This window comes from Streptomyces sp. DH-12 (assembly GCF_002899455.1).
Classification (GTDB): Bacteria; Actinomycetota; Actinomycetes; order Streptomycetales; family Streptomycetaceae; genus Streptomyces.
In genome coordinates, this window is record NZ_PPFB01000001.1 from 945,039 (window position 1) to 961,826 (window position 16,788).

At 70.2% G+C, this 16,788-nt stretch carries 19 protein-coding genes and 2 pseudogenes; 10 read left to right on the top strand and 11 right to left on the bottom strand.

The features are described 5' to 3' along the window. Positions 1-24: 24 nt before the first annotated feature. The 3 genes from C1708_RS03215 to C1708_RS03225 are packed head-to-tail and all read right to left on the bottom strand — an operon-like array spanning position 25 to position 4,484. Positions 25-1,578, bottom strand: a complete 1,554-nt coding sequence (locus C1708_RS03215) for a long-chain-fatty-acid--CoA ligase (protein ID WP_106416128.1) — start codon at positions 1,576-1,578, stop codon at positions 25-27. Continuing rightward, positions 1,575-2,843, bottom strand: coding sequence for a 5-aminolevulinate synthase (gene hemA / locus C1708_RS03220; RefSeq protein ID WP_106411200.1), 1,269 nt, complete (start codon positions 2,841-2,843; stop codon positions 1,575-1,577). Before hemA ends, C1708_RS03215 begins: the two co-directional genes overlap by 4 nt. A gap of 57 nt (positions 2,844-2,900) precedes the next feature. Next, positions 2,901-4,484, bottom strand: a complete 1,584-nt coding sequence (locus C1708_RS03225) for a class I adenylate-forming enzyme family protein (protein WP_106411201.1) — start codon at positions 4,482-4,484, stop codon at positions 2,901-2,903. 631 nt (positions 4,485-5,115) lie between these two features. On the opposite strand from C1708_RS03225, the gene C1708_RS36050 reads away from it, so the two are divergent. The 3 genes from C1708_RS36050 to C1708_RS34300 all read left to right on the top strand — a co-directional run bounded on the left by C1708_RS36050 (position 5,116) and on the right by C1708_RS34300 (position 6,858). Next, on the top strand, positions 5,116-5,580 hold the full coding sequence (locus C1708_RS36050; RefSeq protein ID WP_106411202.1) for a winged helix-turn-helix domain-containing protein: 465 nt from the start codon (positions 5,116-5,118) through the stop codon (positions 5,578-5,580). Between the two features lie 54 nt (positions 5,581-5,634). Next, a complete protein-coding gene (locus C1708_RS36055) occupies positions 5,635-6,177 on the top strand; it encodes an IS630 family transposase (RefSeq protein ID WP_241911411.1) in 543 nt (180 codons plus the stop codon). A gap of 519 nt (positions 6,178-6,696) precedes the next feature. Next, entirely contained in the window at positions 6,697-6,858 is a 162-nt protein-coding gene (locus C1708_RS34300) for a hypothetical protein (RefSeq protein ID WP_198602770.1), read from the top strand. A gap of 17 nt (positions 6,859-6,875) precedes the next feature. On the opposite strand, the pseudogene C1708_RS03245 reads toward C1708_RS34300, so the two are convergent. The 4 genes and pseudogenes from C1708_RS03245 to C1708_RS03260 all read right to left on the bottom strand — a co-directional run. After that, a pseudogene (locus C1708_RS03245) lies at positions 6,876-7,589 on the bottom strand (HAD family hydrolase); the annotation flags it as partial. A 58-nt stretch (positions 7,590-7,647) separates the two neighbouring features. Further along, entirely contained in the window at positions 7,648-8,370 is a 723-nt protein-coding gene (locus C1708_RS03250; RefSeq protein ID WP_106411204.1) for a DJ-1/PfpI family protein, read from the bottom strand. Next, the gene (locus C1708_RS03255; protein WP_106411205.1) at positions 8,367-9,011 is read right to left on the bottom strand and encodes a DJ-1/PfpI family protein; all 645 of its coding nucleotides are present in this window, start codon (positions 9,009-9,011) and stop codon (positions 8,367-8,369) included. Before C1708_RS03255 ends, C1708_RS03250 begins: the two co-directional genes overlap by 4 nt. Positions 9,012-9,013: 2 nt before the next feature. Continuing rightward, positions 9,014-9,667 carry an HD domain-containing protein gene (locus C1708_RS03260; protein WP_106411206.1) on the bottom strand — a complete coding sequence of 218 codons (654 nt, stop codon included), beginning with the start codon at positions 9,665-9,667 and terminating at the stop codon, positions 9,014-9,016. Between the two features lie 53 nt (positions 9,668-9,720). On the opposite strand from C1708_RS03260, the gene C1708_RS03265 reads away from it, so the two are divergent. Beyond that, the gene (locus tag C1708_RS03265; protein WP_106411207.1) at positions 9,721-10,737 is read left to right on the top strand and encodes a GlxA family transcriptional regulator; all 1,017 of its coding nucleotides are present in this window, start codon (positions 9,721-9,723) and stop codon (positions 10,735-10,737) included. Positions 10,738-11,039: 302 nt separating this feature from the next. Here C1708_RS03265 and C1708_RS03275 read toward each other — a convergent pair whose 3' ends face one another. After that, positions 11,040-11,516 (bottom strand): hypothetical protein, encoded by a 477-nt coding sequence (locus C1708_RS03275; RefSeq protein ID WP_106411208.1) that lies wholly within the window; start codon positions 11,514-11,516, stop codon positions 11,040-11,042. A 35-nt stretch (positions 11,517-11,551) separates the two neighbouring features. On the opposite strand from C1708_RS03275, the pseudogene C1708_RS03280 reads away from it, so the two are divergent. After that, a pseudogene (locus tag C1708_RS03280) lies at positions 11,552-11,653 on the top strand (IS5/IS1182 family transposase); the annotation flags it as partial. 369 nt (positions 11,654-12,022) lie between these two features. Here C1708_RS03280 and rpsN read toward each other — a convergent pair. Both rpsN and rpmB read right to left on the bottom strand, forming a co-directional pair. Continuing rightward, positions 12,023-12,328: a 30S ribosomal protein S14 gene (gene rpsN, locus C1708_RS03285; protein ID WP_106411209.1), complete on the bottom strand. Its 306-nt coding sequence runs from the start codon at positions 12,326-12,328 to the stop codon at positions 12,023-12,025. After that, entirely contained in the window at positions 12,328-12,564 is a 237-nt protein-coding gene (gene rpmB / locus C1708_RS03290; RefSeq protein WP_030833456.1) for a 50S ribosomal protein L28, read from the bottom strand. The genes rpsN and rpmB overlap by 1 nt, the downstream gene beginning before the upstream one ends. A gap of 70 nt (positions 12,565-12,634) precedes the next feature. On the opposite strand from rpmB, the gene rpmG reads away from it, so the two are divergent. From rpmG to C1708_RS03325, 5 genes are all read left to right on the top strand, one after another. Next, complete coding sequence (rpmG, locus tag C1708_RS03295; RefSeq protein ID WP_106411210.1) at positions 12,635-12,799, top strand: 50S ribosomal protein L33; 165 nt, start codon at positions 12,635-12,637, stop codon at positions 12,797-12,799. A gap of 42 nt (positions 12,800-12,841) precedes the next feature. Further along, on the top strand, positions 12,842-13,096 hold the full coding sequence (locus C1708_RS03300; protein ID WP_106411211.1) for a type B 50S ribosomal protein L31: 255 nt from the start codon (positions 12,842-12,844) through the stop codon (positions 13,094-13,096). Then, positions 13,096-14,250, top strand: a complete 1,155-nt coding sequence (locus C1708_RS03305; RefSeq protein WP_106411212.1) for a CobW family GTP-binding protein — start codon at positions 13,096-13,098, stop codon at positions 14,248-14,250. Before C1708_RS03300 ends, C1708_RS03305 begins: the two co-directional genes overlap by 1 nt. Before the next feature lie 35 nt (positions 14,251-14,285). After that, positions 14,286-14,522: a 30S ribosomal protein S18 gene (gene rpsR, locus C1708_RS03310; RefSeq protein WP_106411213.1), complete on the top strand. Its 237-nt coding sequence runs from the start codon at positions 14,286-14,288 to the stop codon at positions 14,520-14,522. A 794-nt stretch (positions 14,523-15,316) separates the two neighbouring features. Further along, positions 15,317-15,877, top strand: a complete 561-nt coding sequence (locus tag C1708_RS03325; protein WP_106411215.1) for a GNAT family N-acetyltransferase — start codon at positions 15,317-15,319, stop codon at positions 15,875-15,877. A 59-nt stretch (positions 15,878-15,936) separates the two neighbouring features. Here C1708_RS03325 and C1708_RS03330 read toward each other — a convergent pair whose 3' ends face one another. Further along, positions 15,937-16,737, bottom strand: coding sequence for a class I SAM-dependent methyltransferase (locus C1708_RS03330; RefSeq protein WP_106411216.1), 801 nt, complete (start codon positions 16,735-16,737; stop codon positions 15,937-15,939). Positions 16,738-16,788 lie beyond the last annotated feature (51 nt).

Genomic DNA, 16,788 nt, shown 5'->3' on the forward strand with positions numbered 1-16,788 from the left:
CGCGGGTGCTGTGCCGATGTGCTTCTATTTCGTCTGCGACGACGAGCCGGCCGGCTCGTAGGCCGCGACCAGCATCCGTTTGAGGACTTTTCCGCTGGATCCCAACGGGAGGGCGTCGGTGAACTCGACGCGCCGTGGGTATTTGTACGCGGAAAGGCGCTGTCTGCCCCATTCGATGATCTCGGCATCCGTTCCGGCGGTGATGTCCTCCGGCCGGACAGGCACGACAACCGCCCAGACCTCTTCACCGAGTTCCGGGTGCGGGACACCGATGACCGCCACCTGCGCGACGGCCGGATGCCCGGCGAGGATCTCCTCGATCTCACGCGGATAGACGTTGTAGCCACCGCGGAGAATCAGGTCCTTCTTCCGGCCCACGACCGAGAGGTAACCGTCACCGTCCAGCGTCCCGAGATCACCGGTGAGGAACCAACCGTCGGTCAGGACCTCGGCGGTGATGTCCGGGCGACCGAGATATCCGGCCATGACGTTCGGACCGCGCACCACGATCTCGCCCACCTCGCCGGCCGGCAGGAGATCGATCCTGTCGGTGTTCGGCCGGGCTATACCGACCGTGACGCCGGTGATGGGAACACCGACCGTTCCGGGGCGGAACGTCACGCCCGGATAGTGATAGGCCACGCTGCACGAGGTCTCGGTCATCCCGTAGCCCTCGTACACAGGACATCCGAACGTGCTCCGGACCTCTTCGAGGGTCTTCACCGGGAGCGCCGATCCTCCGCTGTACACGCGGTCGAGCCGAGGGGCCTGCTCACCCCGCGCCACCGCGTCGAGCAGCTTGACGTACATGGTCGGTACGCCCATGAACACCGTGCACCGGTATTCCGTCATCAGCACGAGTGCCTCCCGCCCGGAGAACCTCGGCATCAGGACGATGGAGATACCGGCGCGGAAGCCGGTCAGCATGCCGCAGATCTGACCGAAGCCGTGCGACAGCGGCAGACAGCCGAGCAACACGTCGTCACTCCGGAACATGTACGGAGTGGTGACCATCCTCTCGACGTTGTGCAGGATGTTCCGATGGGTGAGCATCACCCCTTTCGGCTCACCCGTCGTGCCGGACGTGTAGAACACGACCGCGACGTCGTCGGCTTCCCGCACCGCGGCATCGTCGATCGGCGCCGTGTCCTGTGCCGCGCTCTCCAGGTCGACCGTGCCCTCGGGGCCCGGCCCGACGGTCAGGAGCACCGTGCCGAGCGGCTCCGCCGCCTCTCTCGCCCCGGCGAGCAGGGGGGCGTCGCACACCAGGAAACGGGCGTCGGCATCGGTCAGTACGTGATCGATCTCCGAGGGGGTCGACATGACGTTCAGCGGGACCACGACGGCGTCGGCCGCTAGCACGCCGAAGTACACGATGGGGAACCGCGGGGTGTCGGCCAGGAGCATGGCGACCGCGTCTCCCGGCCGCACCCCTTCGGCCCGCAGTACGGCGGCGTAGCGACGTGCCTGGTCCCACAGCCACCCGTAGGTGACACGCTCGGAGCCCTGGATCACGGCCGGGTGGTCGGGTCGCCACGCCGCCGCGCCGGCGAGTACGCCTGCGACGGACATGGTCATCCGGCGGTGCGGGCGCCGCGACCCCGGAGACCGGACGTGGCCCACTCCCGTGCACTCGCGGTCGGGATGTCCAGTTCCTTCCAGATCCCGTGCAGGGCGTCGGCGAAGGTCTCGACATCCTTCTGCTCGTGCACGGCGGACGGAGCGATCCGCAGGATCTCCTCGCCCGCGGGCACGCTGGGGGCGTTGATGGACTGGACGTAGATCCCGTGCTGCTCGAACAGCAGCCGGGACGCCCGCTTGCACAGTTCGTCGTCACCGACGAAGGCCGCGACGATGTGGGAGTCCGTCGAGATGAACGGGATGTCGGCCGCGATCAGAAGGCTGTGCAGCAGCCGCGCGTTCGCCGCGAGGGCCTTCCGCTCGGCATCGGAGGACCGCAGGTACTGGACCGACGCCAGCGCGGCAGCCGCGACCGCCGGCGGCGGCGAGGTGGTGAAGACGAACGAGCGCGAGTAGGTCCGCACCGCGTCCACGAGGGCCGCCGGGCCCGCGATGTAGCCGCCGACCGTCCCGTACCCCTTCGCCAAGGTACCCATCACGACCGTGAACCGGTCTGCGATGCCTTCCTGCGCGGCGATTCCGGCGCCCTGCGGTCCGTACATGCCGACCGCGTGGACCTCGTCGATGAAGGTGGTGGCACCGTACTTGTCCGCGATGTCGGCGATCTCGGCGAGCGCCGCGACGTTGCCCGACATGGAATAGACCGATTCCACGACGATGAGCTTCGGGCAGTCGGCGGGAGCAGCCGCAATCAGTTCTTCCAGGTGGGCGACGTCGTTGTGCCTGAAGATGTGCTTCTTCGCGCCGCTGTGCCGGAGGCCGTCGATGATCGAGGCGTGGTTCTTCGCGTCGGAGAACACGACGGTGTCTTCCGGCAGCCCCGCCAGCACGCTGAGGGAGCCCTCGTTGGCGGTGTATCCCGAGGTGAAGAGGAGAGCGGATTCCTTGCCGTGCAGATCCGCCAGCTCATTTTCGAGAAGGACGTGGTAGTGGTTGGTCCCGCCGATGTTCCGGGAACCTCCGGAGCCCACACCATGGGTGCCTATCGCGGCGTGCATGGCGGCGATGGCCTGGCTGTTCTGACCCATTCCCAGGTAGTCGTTGCTGCACCAGACGCTTACTTCCGAATCCACCCCGTCGCGCCGCGCAGTGGCCATGGGGTAATCACCGGAACGCCGGCCGATCTCCAGGAACTCCCGCTTGCTTCCGGCGAGATCGCCGGCGGTGGTCCCACTCAGATATGATGCCAGGTGAACGTTCATTCACTCGCCTTCTCGACGTAGTGGTCGGATTGACCTGCGAACCGAAGGTTTCACGGTCTAGGAATACTGGGACTTCAGGAGCACCTTGTCGGGCTTGCCGTTGCTGTTCATCGGCAGAGCGCTCAGGACGTGTACTTTCTCGGGCACGTGAATCGGAGAAAGCCTCTCAGCGATCCGAGTACGGATGTCTTCCACGTCGACCACCTCGGCCGGGTCGCATTCGACAGCGGCGTGGATGTGATCGCTTCCATCCTCGTCCTGCACGCCGTAGACGGCCGCGTGCAGAACTCCGGGGTGGGAGAGGATTTCCGCCTCGAGAACGATGGGATGAACCTTGACGCCGCCGACCTTGATGACGTGGGCCACCCGCCCCAGGAGAGTCAGATAGCCCCGCTCGTCGAGGCACCCGATATCACCGGTGAAATACCAGCCGTCCCGAATGACCTGTGCAGTCAATTCCGGGTTTCCGTTGTAGCCGTCCATCATCTGAGGCGAGCGGACACGGACCTCGCCGATCTCCCCCGGCGCCAACTGCGCGCCGGTATTCGAGTTGCAGACGGCGACCTCCACCTCGGGAAAGGGCCGGCCGACCGTGGCCGCGAGTTCCGGGTCACCGTGCTCCAGAGGAGTCAGGATCGTGATCCGGCCGCTCTCACTCGTGGCGTAACCCTGCGCCATGGCAGGGCCGAACAGCTGAAAAGCCTGTGCGATGCGCGCGGGTGCCGCAGGGCTGCCGCCGTAGACGATCCGCTTCAGCGAGGACAGGCCCGCGGCTTCCAGATCGGCAGTGTCACGAATTCCTCGCCCAGCCAGATGGTCCATGACCTGGAACACGTGGTTCGTCGCCATGAACGTCCACGAGATCTCCTTCTCGGCGGAGACGGTGTCCACGAACTTTTCCGCATCGAAGCTCTCATGGAGATGGAGCGCTCCGTCCAGCGCGAAGACCGCGTCCACCATCGCGGCGACGCCGTGACTCAGCGGGGTCGTCACCAGGATCGACGCACAGTCGTATTCACGACCGACATCCATCCACGCACGTACCGTGGCTTCCCACGCGCGGCCCGACAGCCGGATGCCCTTGGGCCGGCCGGTGCTGCCACTCGTGAAGCCGATGAAGGCCAGCGCCTGCGGATCCCATGACGCGAGCTCCGGGGCACCCATACCCTCGGCCAGGCCGGCCTCCCCGCGTCCCCCGTCCTGAACGCGCGTAAGAGGAAGCCCACAGGCCTCGGCCAGCTCGGTCGCGCGCTCCGAGCACTCCGCGTCGGCATAGAGGGTCACCGCATCGGTTTCGCGCAGGATCTGCATCTGGTGATCCAGCGGAAGTACCGTTGTCCTGGTACCCGGATTGGTGGTTCGCAGATAACACACGGCGCCGCCGAGCAGATGGGTCGCGTACCGCACGGTGAGCATCTCGGGGCTGTTGGGTGCGACGAATATCGCCACCACATCCCCCTTGCCCACTCCACGGTCGCGCAGCGCAAGGAATGCATCCGTGACGGACCGGACAATTTCGCCACCGGAGAACGCTTTACCGCGCCAATGAACGACATCCTGATTCGGCGTGGCTGCGAACAGCGAGAGGATCTCCGATACATAACTCCGACTTGCGCTCCACCAATGCTGCGGCAGGCTCATGGGACCTTCCTTTTACCTTGCCAACTGTCACGACGTCGTCCGATCGGGCATTCAATCTTCACCATGCGAGGGAAGGAGGCGGTAGATCGTTCGACTGGCTACAACGGAGAGCCGGAAGGCATCCCGATCGGGGTAGCCGTTCGGGGCACACGCCGGGCGGCCTCTCGGCGCGTCGGCGCACCCGGCGAGGTGACCGCACCTCCAAAGCCGGGAGGGAGCGGGAGTCCGAGGCCACCAAGCCTCCTCGGCCGACGCGCCCCGGCACCTACGGCCCGCACCCCGCACCCCGCACCCCGCACCCCGCACCCCGCACCGAGAGGAACACCTGCCGGTCCTGCGTGGAAACAGCAGGTCAAGCCCTTCGCAATACCCCCAGTTCCCGCACTCCGCACCACTGCTCCGCCCCGATCCGCTACGCTGTTCACGTCAGCGGTCAGGTCACACCGGACGTCCGCCCGGGAAACCGAGGCGAGCACCAGCACACCCCCACTGACCAGCGGGCTTGTACATTTCGGCGGAAGATCCACTGGAACTGATCGGCACGGATGTCGCCGTCTTCTGCGACGACCTGATCAAGGACTCCCGCACCTATTGATCCGAAACGGTTCGGGTTCTGGGTCGTTGGTGGTGTGTGAGCGATCTGGTGGGGGACGCGCGGCATCTGTCGCCGTCGGCGCAGGAGGCCCTGCGGTTGCGGGCAGTGGCCGCGTTGGTGGCGGGGCGGGACCGTGAGGACGTCGCGGCGGTGTTCGGGGTGTCGCTGAAGGCGGTGGACGGCTGGTGGGCGAAGTGGCAGGCCGGTGGCCGGGAGTCGTTGGTCATGCGGCCGCGGGGCAAGCCGGTGGGTGTGCATCAGGTGCTGGACGAGGCCGAGCAGGCCGCCGTGCGGCAGGCCGTCCTGGATCATCGGCCCTGTGACGTGGGGCTGAGCGGGCAGTTGTGGACGCGGCGGCTGGTGGGTGAGCTGATCGCGAAGCTGTACCGGGTGCGGCTGACCGAGCCGGGGGTGGGCAAGTACCTCAAGCGGTGGGGACTGTCGTTCCAGCGGCCGGACAAGCGGGCCGTCGAGCAGGACCCGCAGGCTGTCCGGCGCTGACACGAGGAGACCTGGCCGAAGATCCGTGCGCGGGCGAAGAAGGACGGCGGCGAGATCCTCTTCGCCGACCAGGTCGGCATCCGCTCCGACCAGGTCACCGGCCGTACCTGGGGTGAGAAGGGCAGGACGCCCGTGGTGCGGCGGAGCGGGAACCGGTTCTCGGTGAACGCCATGTCGGCGATCAGCACCAGGGGCCGGATGCACTTCATGGTCTTCGCCGAGCACTTCACCGCCGAGGTGATGTGCCGCTTCCTGGACCGGCTCGCCGGCCACTTCGACCACAAGGTCCATCTCGTGGTCGACGGGCACTCCGCCCACCGCTCCAGGAAGGTTCGCGCCTGGCTCGCCGCCCACCCCGACGACGTCGAGCTGCACTTCTTGCCGCCGTACTCGCCCGAGCTCAACCCTGATGAGCTGGTCAACGCCGACCTCAAGCACAGCTTGCCCAAGCAGCACCGGGCCCGCGATCAAACCGAACTCGCCGCCGAGACGCGCCGATTCTTCCGCAGACGCCAGCGGCAACCGCACATCGTCTGCGGCTACTTCGGCGGCCCCACCGTCCGTTACACCCTGGACGAGAACCCTATGAGTTTCTGATCAATATGCGGGAGGGCGAACACGGACCCGGCCGGGACGCGCAGATCGACACCGTCGAGGATGCGAGTACGGGTGCGGCGTCCACCTGGTGGCGGATGTCCATGAGGAGTGGTCCTTCGGTCGGGGCGGGTTGCGCGGATGTCCTCCACTGGTGCCGGAAGCCGTACATCCCCATCCCGTCCACCACGGGCAGCTTCTCGAAGAGTGCGCGGACGCGCCGGCGTTCCATCGGCTCCGTGTAGTACCCGCTCGGCCCCGCAGCAGATACCCCTCCCTCGTCGTGCCGTGCTTCTTCTCATGCCGTTCGATCGCCTCCCGGACCGAGCGAGGCAGCGGCACCTCCCGGAACTTCCCCACCTTGCGGTGCTTCAGCTTCGCCGGCCGGTGCGCGTTGGAGTGGACCTGCTCATGCACCCGGTACACGTCCTCGGCCACCAGATTGTTGATGTTCACCGCCCGAGTCTCGCCGTTACGCAGTCCACACCCCGCCGGCTTCCGTTCGGTCCAGACCGTCGCACCATGGACGACCAGGCACCGACCCGAACGCCCGTCCCGGAATGCGTGCGGACTCGTGCTGACCAGGTGCTGACTCACCTGACGATGCGCCGGGCCCGCGACGCCCTGGTCCGCGCGGCCGTCACTGAAGCCGGGTACGAGGTGGCCGAGACGGTCACCGCCTGACAGCGCGTGGCGGAGCGGCCGACGACGGCGACCCGGTAGCCCTCTTCCCGTGGTTCGCGGACGAGCCGGGTCTTGTCCTCGGGGTGCAGCGGGCGTGTACGTCGTCGATGCCAGGGCGGTGGCGACGGCGCGGGCGGGTGCCTCACGGTCTCCGGTGGCCAGCACCGGCCGTACGCCCAGGCGTCGCAGCCGGTCCACGGCCCGGTAGCTGGCCGGCCGCAGTACGTCTCCGACCTCGATGAGCGCCTCGGTCATACCGTCGACGCGGACCACGACGGGCGTGTGGGCGGACGTCTCGACTGCGGACAGTGCGTCGTCCAGAGGTGCGCAGCTCGTCGCCCGGGGCCAGTCAGTACCTCCACGAGTGGTCCTTCGACGTTCCCGCGCACGCCGCGTCCCGGCAGTGCCGCGAAGCCGGTCACGTCCGGCAGCCTCCCGCCCGGTGCGGCGCGCCGGGCGTAGGCCGTGACGGTCTGGCCCAGCGGGTGCTCGGAGCCCTGTTCGACCGTGCCCGCGAGCCTGACCGCCTGTTCCTCGCCGATGCCGCCGGGTGCGGCCGTGACCCGGGCGACGCTCATGTGCCCGGAGGTCAGGGTGCCGGTCCTGTCGAGGACCACGGCGTCGATGTGCTGCAGCCCTTCCAGGGCCTGGGGGCCGCTGACCAGCACGCCCAGTGGGGCGCCACGGCCGGTGGCTGCCATCAGGGCGGTCGGGGTGGCGAGGCCGGCCGCCGAGCCGAGGGGGCCGATGTGAGGAGGAGGCATCGGAGGAGCCCGTTCACCGACCGCTTCACGCGGTCCACACCGTGCCGCGTGCCTCGTACTCGAGCATCTCCTCCAGACCGACCGCGGCGTCCGCGCCGAGTTCCCGGCGCACCAGCCACAGGGCGAGGTCCAGCCCGGAGGTGACCCCGCCGGCGGTGACCAGGTCGCCGTCGTCGACCACGCGGGCGTTCTTCAGCACGCCGCCCTGCCGCTCCAGGTCGGCCCGCGCCCGGTGATGCGTGGTGCACGGGCGCCCCGCGGTCAGCCCGGCGGCGGCGAGCAGCATCACGCCGGTGCACAGCGCGCTGACGGTCAGGCCCGGGCGGGTCGCGGCGGCCAGGGCCCGTGGCAGTGAGCCTCGCCGGATCTCGGCCCACACGCCGGGATCCTCGCGGCGTGCGTAGCCGCCGCCGGGAACCACCAGGACGTCCGCCTGCTCGGGGGCCCACCCGTGGTCGACACGTAGTCGGGTGCCGTAGGACGCCCTGACGGTACGCGGACCGTCGAGCGTCACGTAGCGGGTCTCCACTTCCCGGTCGGTGAAGTAGCCGGAGGCGGAGAACACCTCGTACGGGGCGGAGAAGTCGAGTTCCTCCACGCCGTCGAACATGACCACGTGGACGCGCAGGGGCCGGTCGCGTCCGGGGGCCTCGGGCTCGGCGGCGTCGGCCCGGGTCACGGCGCCCCCGGCCATCAGTGTCGCGGTCCCGAGAGCGGTGGTGGCGTGCAGGAGGGTCCGGCGGTTCATGTCGGTCGGTACTCCGTTTCTCGGTCGGCCGGGGACAGGGGGACGGGTTCGTCCGCCGGGCGGGGAGGAGCCGAGTCGTACTGGAGGGCACGGCGCACGGCGCGGGCGTGCTCGCGTCCGTGCAGGTGGCCGACGAGCCACAGGGCGCTGTCGATGCCGGCGGAGACGCCCCGGCTGGTGAGGAGACTGCCGTCGACGACATAGCGGGCGTCGCGTACGACGGTGACGTCACCGCGCTCCTCGAGCGCGTCCTCGTACTGCCAGTGGGTGGCGACCCGGCGGGACCGGGCCGGTCCGGCGGCGTGCAGCAGGAAGGTCCCGGTGCAGACGCCGAGCACCCAGGTGGCGCGCGCGGCGGTATCGGTGAGCCACCCGGTGATCCGCTCCTTGCGGGTCTCGGCCTCCCGGGCGCCGCGACCGCCCGGTACGAGGACGACGTCCAGCGGCGGGTGGTCATCGAGTCCGTGGTCCGGCAGCACCCGCATGCCCTGGGAGCACCGGACGGGCGCGGAACGCTCGGCGACGAGCAGGACGTCGTCCGCGCCGCCCCGCAGTCCGGAGGAGGTGGTGAACACCTCCCACGGGCCGGTGAAGTCGCGTTCCTGCGCCGAGTCGAACAGCAGGATTCCGTACGTGGTCATGGTCAGTTGCCCCAGCGTGCGGCGTCGGCCATGGTCTCCATGCGGGTCCTGTGCGGCGGCACGGACCTCTCTCGCAGGAGTTCGGACGCGAGGGTGAAGGGCGGGGCTTTCTCCGGGCGGTTGCGGGCCTGAGCGGTGATCTCGTCGACGAGGGTGGTGGCCATGGACAGCCGCGGGTAGCGGGCGTGGATCGCGGCGCCGGTGGCGTCGTCCACGCAATCGGTGTCCAGGCCGAAGTCCATGCCGGTGCCCTGGTGCACCAGGGCGCACAGGGTGCCGCGGCGCTCGGCGATGCCCGGTGTCGTGTGCAGGGCGATGGCCTCCCACACGGCGTCGACGTCGGCGGCCGGCAGGCCCTGCGCGGTGAGGAACTCCGCGGCCGTGTCGGCGCCGTCCACCTCGAACCGCTGGTGGCGGTCGCCCGCCTGCGTCAGGCCGATGTCGTGCAGGACGCAGGCCAGGAACAGCAGTTCCGGATCGTAGTCACGTCCCGCCTCCGCACCTTCGTGGTCGGCGCGGAGGCGGGCGAACAGAGCGCTGCGGACGCTGTGGTTGGCGGTCGCGGTGGACTCCGTCTCGCGTACCAGGGCCAGCGCGCGGCGGGCGACGGGCGAGTCGGGCAGCGGCGGTACGCCGGTGGTCGTCACATCGGTCATGGCACAAACGATCGTTCGCGCCAACTACCGCTGAAAGTGGCAGACTTGCCATTATGCGCGAGGAAGCTGCCACCCCTGCCGCACCGCATCGAGTGGCGGTGCTGGTCATGGACGACGTACTGCCCCTGGACCTGGGCATCCCGGCCCAGGTCTTCATCGCCGTACCCGGGGACCCCTACCGGCTGACCCTGTGCGGACGGACCGCGCGGCCGGTCACGACCGCCGCGGGCTTCGCGGTCACGGTGGCCGCCGGGCTGGAGGCCGTACGCGAGGCGGACACCGTCATCGTCCCGGGGTACGCACCGCACCTCCGGGAGCTCCCGGAGGACGTGCTCGCGGCACTGGCCGAGGCCCACACCCGGGGCCGGCGACTGGTGTCCATCTGCACCGGCGCCTTCGCACTGGCGGCAGCCGGGATCCTGGACGGCCGCAAGGCCACCACCCACTGGAAGTACGCCGACGAACTGGCCGCGCGGTACCCGACGGTGTCGGTGGATCCTCGCGTGCTCTATGTCGACGAGGGACAGGTGCTGACCTCGGCAGGCGTCGCCGCCGGCATCGACCTGTGCCTGCACTTGGTGCGACGTGACCTGGGCGCGTGGACGGCGAACCAGGTGGCGCGCACCCTGGTCTCGGCGCCCCACCGCGACGGCGGGCAGGCGCAGTACATCAAAAGGCCGTTGACCCCCGAAGAACCCGGCGTCACCCTCGCGCCCACCCGGGCCTGGGCGCTGGCCCGCCTGCACGAACCACTGACGGTCCCACGGCTCGCCGCACACGCGCACATGGCGCCGCGGACCTTCGCCCGGCGGTTCGTCACCGAGACCGGCACGACACCCCTGCAGTGGCTGCTCGCCGCCCGGCTCGACCGTGCCCGGGAACTGCTGGAGACCACCGGACTCGCCGTCGACCACATCGCCGACCGATGCGGCCTGGGCAGCCCCTCCAATCTGCGGCTGCACTTCCGGCGCGTCCTGGGCACGACGCCCACCGCGTACCGGGCGGCGTTCGCCGCGACGGCACAGCCGGACTCCGGCCAGGCGCGCACCCCGACGGCGACTACGCCGTAGTCGCCTCCGCCGCCGCTGCCGTGGGACCTGGCGCGCGATGGCGGGAAACGGCCGGTGCCGACAGTGACCTGGGCGTCGCCGATGGCGTCGGCCTCGGCCGCACCCCCTTCCGGGACCGGTGGCGCGACCCCGACGCCACCGGCCGCGCCGTCGTCGCCGCAGCCCTCGTCATCACGATCTCCCGGGCAGGGAGGAGGCGCCCGCAGTTCCATGAACTCGAGAGGCCGAAGCAGCACGGCTGCGTAGCGGCGGACCGCCGGCCAGGGGCTGACCCGCAAAGGACCTCCAGGGTCGGCGGTGCGCTACCCCATGACCGCGCGGGCCGCGTCCAGAAAGGCCAGCCGGTTGTTCTCCAGGTGGTCCCGCACGCTCTCGCCGTCAGGCAAGCCTTCCCACACCGTCCGGTTGAGGTCGAGGAAGTACGCGCGTGCCGCGTCGTGCACGGGCAGCGGGAACTGGATACGGATGAGCCGCTCCGCGACCCACAGCCTGTTCATGACGTCCTGGGTCCTGAGGAACCAGGCGTCGGTGTCCTCCCACTCGGAAGGCCGGCTGAAGGCGGAGCGTTCGGCCTCGGCCGCCACCTCGATGAACCGCTCCAGCAACGCGAGCCGTTCCGCACGCCGGGCCTCCGACAAGGCGTTCTGCTGTCGTTGCTGTTCAGCACGTTCCGCCGAGAGCTGAGTCCTGTGCTGCACAAGGTAGGACAACAAGCCGCCGAGGACGACGCCGCCCAACGATATGAGTGACACCCAGACCTGACCTGACATGGCGGTCATCGTGCCATGCCGTCGATCCTTGGGACCATCTCGTTGTGGCTGGTGTGATCACTGCGTCCGAGCCGTCATGGACAGCCCCGTTCACCGGGCCGGGCACGCGTCAGTTCAGCAAGCTGATCACCGCGCTGCGCCGCGAAGTACCTGTTCGTCGCGGGGGCCGTATCGCCCTGCCTGCCCGGACTCGATGTGCGCGGGCTCATCGACCTCATCGCCGACCGCTTCGCGGGCGCCCTGCCGGCCTGGGCACCGCCGGCCCCGGTTTCTTCGGCACTCAGGAACAGCACGCCACCCTCACCGGTCCGCCCGAGGACCTGACGGCGCAGTTGTCGCTCCCCCACCAGCAGATGGTGTCCGCCGTCGCCGCGCAGCGGCTCCCCCGGGCCGAGGGTCACCGGCTCAACCCCCTGCGCCTGCCCTGACATCCGCAGGCACGCTCCGCGGCCGGTTCCGGCCGTGACTCCGCCGAGGCACGGCCGGAACCGGGGCCCGTCGCGCGAGCGGCGTGACTACCAGGAGGACTTGGTGACCCCGGGCAGGAAGCCGGCGTGGGCCTGCTCACGCACGCGGACGCGCGACAGGCCGAACTTCCGGAGGTGACCGCGCGGCCGCCCGTCCACGCTGTCCCGGTTGCGCACTCGGGTAGCGCTCGCGTCGCGGGGCTGGCGCCGCAGTTCTTCCAGTGCGGCCCGGCGCTCGGCGTCGGTGGAGGACGGCCGGCGGATGATCTCCTTCAGCTCCGCACGGCGGGCCGCGTACCGCTCGACGACCGCCTTGCGCTTCTCGTTCTGCGCGATCTTGCTCTTCTTGGCCATCAGACCTTCCCCCCTCGGGCGCGGATGCGGGCCACGGCGGCCTCGATGCCGATGCTGTCGACCGTCTTGATCGCCTTCGCGCTGAGCGTCAGCCGGACATACCGCCCCTCGCTGGGCAGCCAGTAGCGCTTGCGTTGGATGTTGGGGTCGAAGCGGCGCGAAGTGCGCCGATGCGAGTGGGAGATGGTGTTGCCGAAGCCCGGCTGGGCGCCGGTCAGTTGGCAGTGGGCGGACAAGGTCGTACCTGCCTCTCGTCGGGGACGGCTAGTTTTTGGTAATGGAAACCATTCCCATATAGTACCGCTCATGGCACGCGACGAGATACGCCCGATCATCAAGCTCCGCTCCACCGCGGGAACCGGCTACACGTACGTGACCCGCAAGAACCGCCGCAACGACCCCGACCGCATGATGCTGCGCAAGTACGACCCGATCGCCCGGCGCCACGTCGACTTCCGCGAGGAACGCTGACCTCCCGCCGATCCGCCACCGGCCCGAACTCGAGGACGCCCCATGAAGCCCGGAATCCACCCCGCTTACGGCCCCGTCGTCTTCCGCGACCGTGCCGCGAACTACGCTTTCCTCACCCGCTCCACCATGACCAGTGACAAGACGATCGAGTGGGAGGACGGCAACACCTACCCGGTGGTCGACGTCGAGATCTCGAACGTCAGCCACCCCTTCTACACGGGGACCGCCCGGGTCCTGGACACCGCCGGGCGGGTCGAGCGCTTCGAGCGCCGGTACGGCCGACGCGGAGCCAACTGATGCGGGACGGAACCGGACTCCCCGTCGTCATCGTCGCCGGGCTCCACTCCGAGGCACGCCGCCAGGTCGTGGAGCACCTCCTGCGCCTGGTGCCCGACAGCGTCGCCCTCCATCACGACCTGTCCACAGCGGCCGACGGCACCGTCCTGCGTCAGGTGCGCGATGCTTCGGGCGAGCTGTCCCGAGACGAGACCCCGCTGGTCAACGACTGCGCGTGCTGCGCGCTGCGCGAGGACCTGGTCCCCGAGCTGGAACGGCTCGCCGACGCCGGCCTCACCCGGCTGGCCGTCGTCGAGCTGTGGGACTCCGTCGAACCCAGGGGAATGGCCGAGGTCGTCGTCCGGCACGGCGGCGACGCGGTCCGGCTCACCAACGTGATCACCGCGGTCGATCCGGCTCTCGTCCTCCCCTGCCTCGGCAACGGCGACGACCTGGCCGAGGCGGGCCTCGCGGCCGCGGCCGGCGACCAGCGCACGGTCGGCGACACCTGGGCCAGACAACTGGAGTACGCCCCCGTCCTCGCCGTCGTGGAGAGCGAGGACGCCGACGACGAGGACCGGGCGCTCCTCACCCAACTCCACCCCACCGCCCGTCAGGTGAGCGCCGACTCCCGGGAACTCGCCCGGCTGGCCTTCGCCGGCTTCGACGCCGAAGCCGCCGCCGCAGCCCAGCACCCGGCCTGCGCCCTGCTCCCCCAGGAAGCCGACGAGGCAGGCGTCACCACCTTCGTCTGGCGCCGGCACCGCCCGTTCCATCCCGAACGCCTCTACCAGGCGCTGGAGGACCTCTGCTGCGCCGCGGCCCGCAGCCGCGGACGGTTCTGGCTCGCCGACCGCCCCGACACCCTGCTCGCATGGGACGCCGCGGGCGGAGCGCTGTGCGTCGAGAGCGCCGGCCCGTGGCTCGCCTCCCTGCCGGACGCCGCCTGGGAGATGGTCCCGCCAGTGCGCCGAGCGGCCGCCGCACTGGACTGGCACCCCGAGCACGGCGACCGCTGTCAGCACCTCGTCTTCACCTCACCCGGCCTGGACCGCGACGGGCTCGCGCGGGTGCTGGAGTCCTGCCTGCTCACCGACGCCGAGTACACGGCAGGCCCCGAAGCATGGAAGCGACTGCCGGCCGCCTTCGACTCTCTGCTCGATCCCGTCGCGTGACAGCGCCCCATCCACCACATCACAGAAGGAGCACCATGAGCCCCCGTCAAGGCCCGCGCAAGCCGGTCAAGTCCCGTCCCAACCCGCTGGACGCGGCCGGGATCACGTACATCGACTACAAGGACACCGATCTGCTGCGGAAGTTCATCTCCGACCGCGGCAAGATCCGCAGCCGCCGCGTCACCCGCGTCACGGCCCAGCAGCAGCGGCAGATCGCCGCGGCGATCAAGAACGCCCGGGAGATGGCGCTCCTGCCCTACTCGACTCGGTGAGAAGCGGCCCCTCAGTTCCGCACAAGCCTTTTCCTCAGGCGACACGGAGGCACACGGAATGCACCCCTGGACGGAGGGGTGCATTGCGTGGAGCAGTCAGCGGTCGTCCCCGTGGCCATCGTGAGCGGCATGCCGGTGACCGTCGTGCACGTAGCCCACGCGGTCACCGTGGGGAACCCCGGCATGCCCACAGCCCTCGCCGTGCGCATGGTCGTGTCCGGGATGTGGCCGGTGTTGCAAGGATGTCGCCCCTTCACTCATCTCCATGAGGACAGAACACCATTCATGGGCGACGGCGGATTCCCTCACCGTCCCCGATGACGATTCCCGCTGCCGGGTCAGGGAATGCGGCCAACCGATTCCGGTGTGCACGGTCGGCTTTCGCGCCGGCCCTCCAGCACCGACCTTCCGTGGCCGACACATCGCCCCAGAAGGGGCAACAACCTCGGCGTCGCCGGGGCTGCTCGGTCTGGTGCGTGCGCGGTGCTGACCGCGCGAGCGGCACGGTACGGCGTCGAGGCCGCCGGCCGGGGCGCGCACCCCGTCGCGGAGGGGCACGGACACCTCCACCCGCACGAGGGAAGCCCTCGGGTGGCGTGGCTGCTCGTGCTGCCCGCCGCCGCCCTGCTCCTCTTCCCGCCACCCGCGCCCGGTTCGTACAGCGCCGCTCGCGACGGGGCCGGACGGCCACGACCGTCGTACAGGTCGCGGAGCCGCCGGACCCGTACGAAGAACGCTGACAGGGTCGGCGGACGGCGCACGCGGAGGTGCGTGCGCCTGGCAGGCTACCGGGTATGACAGCGCCTGAGGTGTCACCCGCTCCCGTGATCGCACAGCTCAGCAGGCCCCGTGACGCCACCGCAGCCGTCCGGCGGGACCTCACCGCGTGCTGGACGGCAGTCGTCAACGCCGGAGGGGCCGTCGTCCCCATGGACTGCCCGCTCCCGCCGGTGACCGAGGCGGCGCTCCGGCCGGCGGTCGGGAGAATCACTCGTGGACTGTCCCCCGAGCACAGCAGGCTCCTCCTGGCGACCGTGGACGGCGCGCTCGCGGGCTGGCTGCTGCTTCGCCGCGAGCCGCATCCTCTCGTGGCGCACTGCGGCGTGGTGAACCACGTCCAGACACATGTGCGCTTCCGTGGCATGGGTGTCGGAACCGCACTGGTGCGGCACGCCCAGCGCGTGGGGCGCGACGAGATGGGGCTGGAGCGGCTGCAGCTCGCCGTACGGTCCGGTCTGGGGCTGGAGGAGTTCTACCGCAAGGCGGGCTGGACGGAGGTCGGCAGGTGGCCGGGCGCGCTGCGGGTGGCGCCCGGTGACGACCGGGACGAGATCCTGATGAGTCTGGCTCTGTGAAATGCCCTGGCCTCCCCGTTCTCCGCAACGCTCCTCCGCGGCTTTCTCCGCTGCCGGCCTCAGGTCCTGACGGGAGCGGGGAGTCCGCGCGTGTCGTCCATGACCGCCACCAGGACGGTGCTGTCGCCGAACTGCCAGACCGGCGCGGCGTGGGCGAAGCCGGCCCGGCGCAGCAGTTCGGCGTGGCGGCTCACCGTGACCCGCTCGTCGCCGCCGTTCCCGGCATGGACGGCCCGGCGCCGTCCGCGTTCGTCGAGCAGGTCGGCCAGTTCGGGGTCGCGGGCCGCGGCGTCCCACCAGGACCGCCAGTCCTCCGGGGTGCGGCCGCCCGTGCGCTCCGCCCTGCGCCGGCCCACGTGGGCGGTGAGGTCCGCGCACGGCGCCGCGTCCGGCGGGAAGTGGTCTCCGTTGACGAGGACGCCGCCGGGGCGGAGCAGGGACGCGAGGGAGCGGTAGGTGCGCAGCAGCGCCGGCTCGGGCAGGTAGTGCAGCGCGGTCGTCGAGACGGCGGCGTCCAGGGGGCGTTCCAGTGCCAGGGCCTCGGTCCAGCCCTCCTCGCCGATGACGGTGTCGACGTAGCGGGCGGCGTCGGCGTGGTGGGTGCGTCCCAGCTCCAGCAGCAGGGGGTCCATGTCGGCGGCGACGATCTCCGCGTGCGGGAAACGGGCGGCGAGCCTGGCGGCCAGGGAGCCGGGCCCGCACCCCAGGTCGAGCAGGAGGGGGCGGGCACGGCCGGCGGTGACGTGCTCGACGACGTCCGCGATCACGGTGAACCGCTCCTCGCGGTCCACCGCGTACCGCTCCTGCTGCCGTTCCCAGCGCTCCACCCACGCCCTGGCCGTCCCCATGCTCACGCCCATCGCCCGCGCCACCTCATCCGTCTCTCGTCCGTCCGTGGACACGGACGAATC

What these genes read in the sequence shown, in the direction of transcription:
- C1708_RS03260 (WP_106411206.1), bottom strand. Translation starts at nt 9,667, where the DNA reads ATGACCGATGTGACGACCACCGGCGTACCGCCGCTGCCCGACTCGCCC.
- C1708_RS03215 (WP_106416128.1), bottom strand. Translation starts at nt 1,578, where the DNA reads ATGACCATGTCCGTCGCAGGCGTACTCGCCGGCGCGGCGGCGTGGCGA.
- C1708_RS03300 (WP_106411211.1), top strand. Translation starts at nt 12,842, where the DNA reads ATGAAGCCCGGAATCCACCCCGCTTACGGCCCCGTCGTCTTCCGCGAC.
- C1708_RS03255 (WP_106411205.1), bottom strand. Translation starts at nt 9,011, where the DNA reads ATGACCACGTACGGAATCCTGCTGTTCGACTCGGCGCAGGAACGCGAC.
- hemA (WP_106411200.1), bottom strand. Translation starts at nt 2,843, where the DNA reads ATGAACGTTCACCTGGCATCATATCTGAGTGGGACCACCGCCGGCGAT.
- C1708_RS03330 (WP_106411216.1), bottom strand. Translation starts at nt 16,737, where the DNA reads ATGGGCGTGAGCATGGGGACGGCCAGGGCGTGGGTGGAGCGCTGGGAA.
- C1708_RS03325 (WP_106411215.1), top strand. Translation starts at nt 15,317, where the DNA reads ATGACAGCGCCTGAGGTGTCACCCGCTCCCGTGATCGCACAGCTCAGC.
- C1708_RS03225 (WP_106411201.1), bottom strand. Translation starts at nt 4,484, where the DNA reads ATGAGCCTGCCGCAGCATTGGTGGAGCGCAAGTCGGAGTTATGTATCG.
- C1708_RS03305 (WP_106411212.1), top strand. Translation starts at nt 13,096, where the DNA reads ATGCGGGACGGAACCGGACTCCCCGTCGTCATCGTCGCCGGGCTCCAC.
- C1708_RS03265 (WP_106411207.1), top strand. Translation starts at nt 9,721, where the DNA reads ATGCGCGAGGAAGCTGCCACCCCTGCCGCACCGCATCGAGTGGCGGTG.
- rpmG (WP_106411210.1), top strand. Translation starts at nt 12,635, where the DNA reads ATGGCACGCGACGAGATACGCCCGATCATCAAGCTCCGCTCCACCGCG.
- rpsN (WP_106411209.1), bottom strand. Translation starts at nt 12,328, where the DNA reads ATGGCCAAGAAGAGCAAGATCGCGCAGAACGAGAAGCGCAAGGCGGTC.
- C1708_RS03275 (WP_106411208.1), bottom strand. Translation starts at nt 11,516, where the DNA reads ATGACCGCCATGTCAGGTCAGGTCTGGGTGTCACTCATATCGTTGGGC.
- C1708_RS03250 (WP_106411204.1), bottom strand. Translation starts at nt 8,370, where the DNA reads ATGAACCGCCGGACCCTCCTGCACGCCACCACCGCTCTCGGGACCGCG.
- rpsR (WP_106411213.1), top strand. Translation starts at nt 14,286, where the DNA reads ATGAGCCCCCGTCAAGGCCCGCGCAAGCCGGTCAAGTCCCGTCCCAAC.
- C1708_RS34300 (WP_198602770.1), top strand. Translation starts at nt 6,697, where the DNA reads ATGGACGACCAGGCACCGACCCGAACGCCCGTCCCGGAATGCGTGCGG.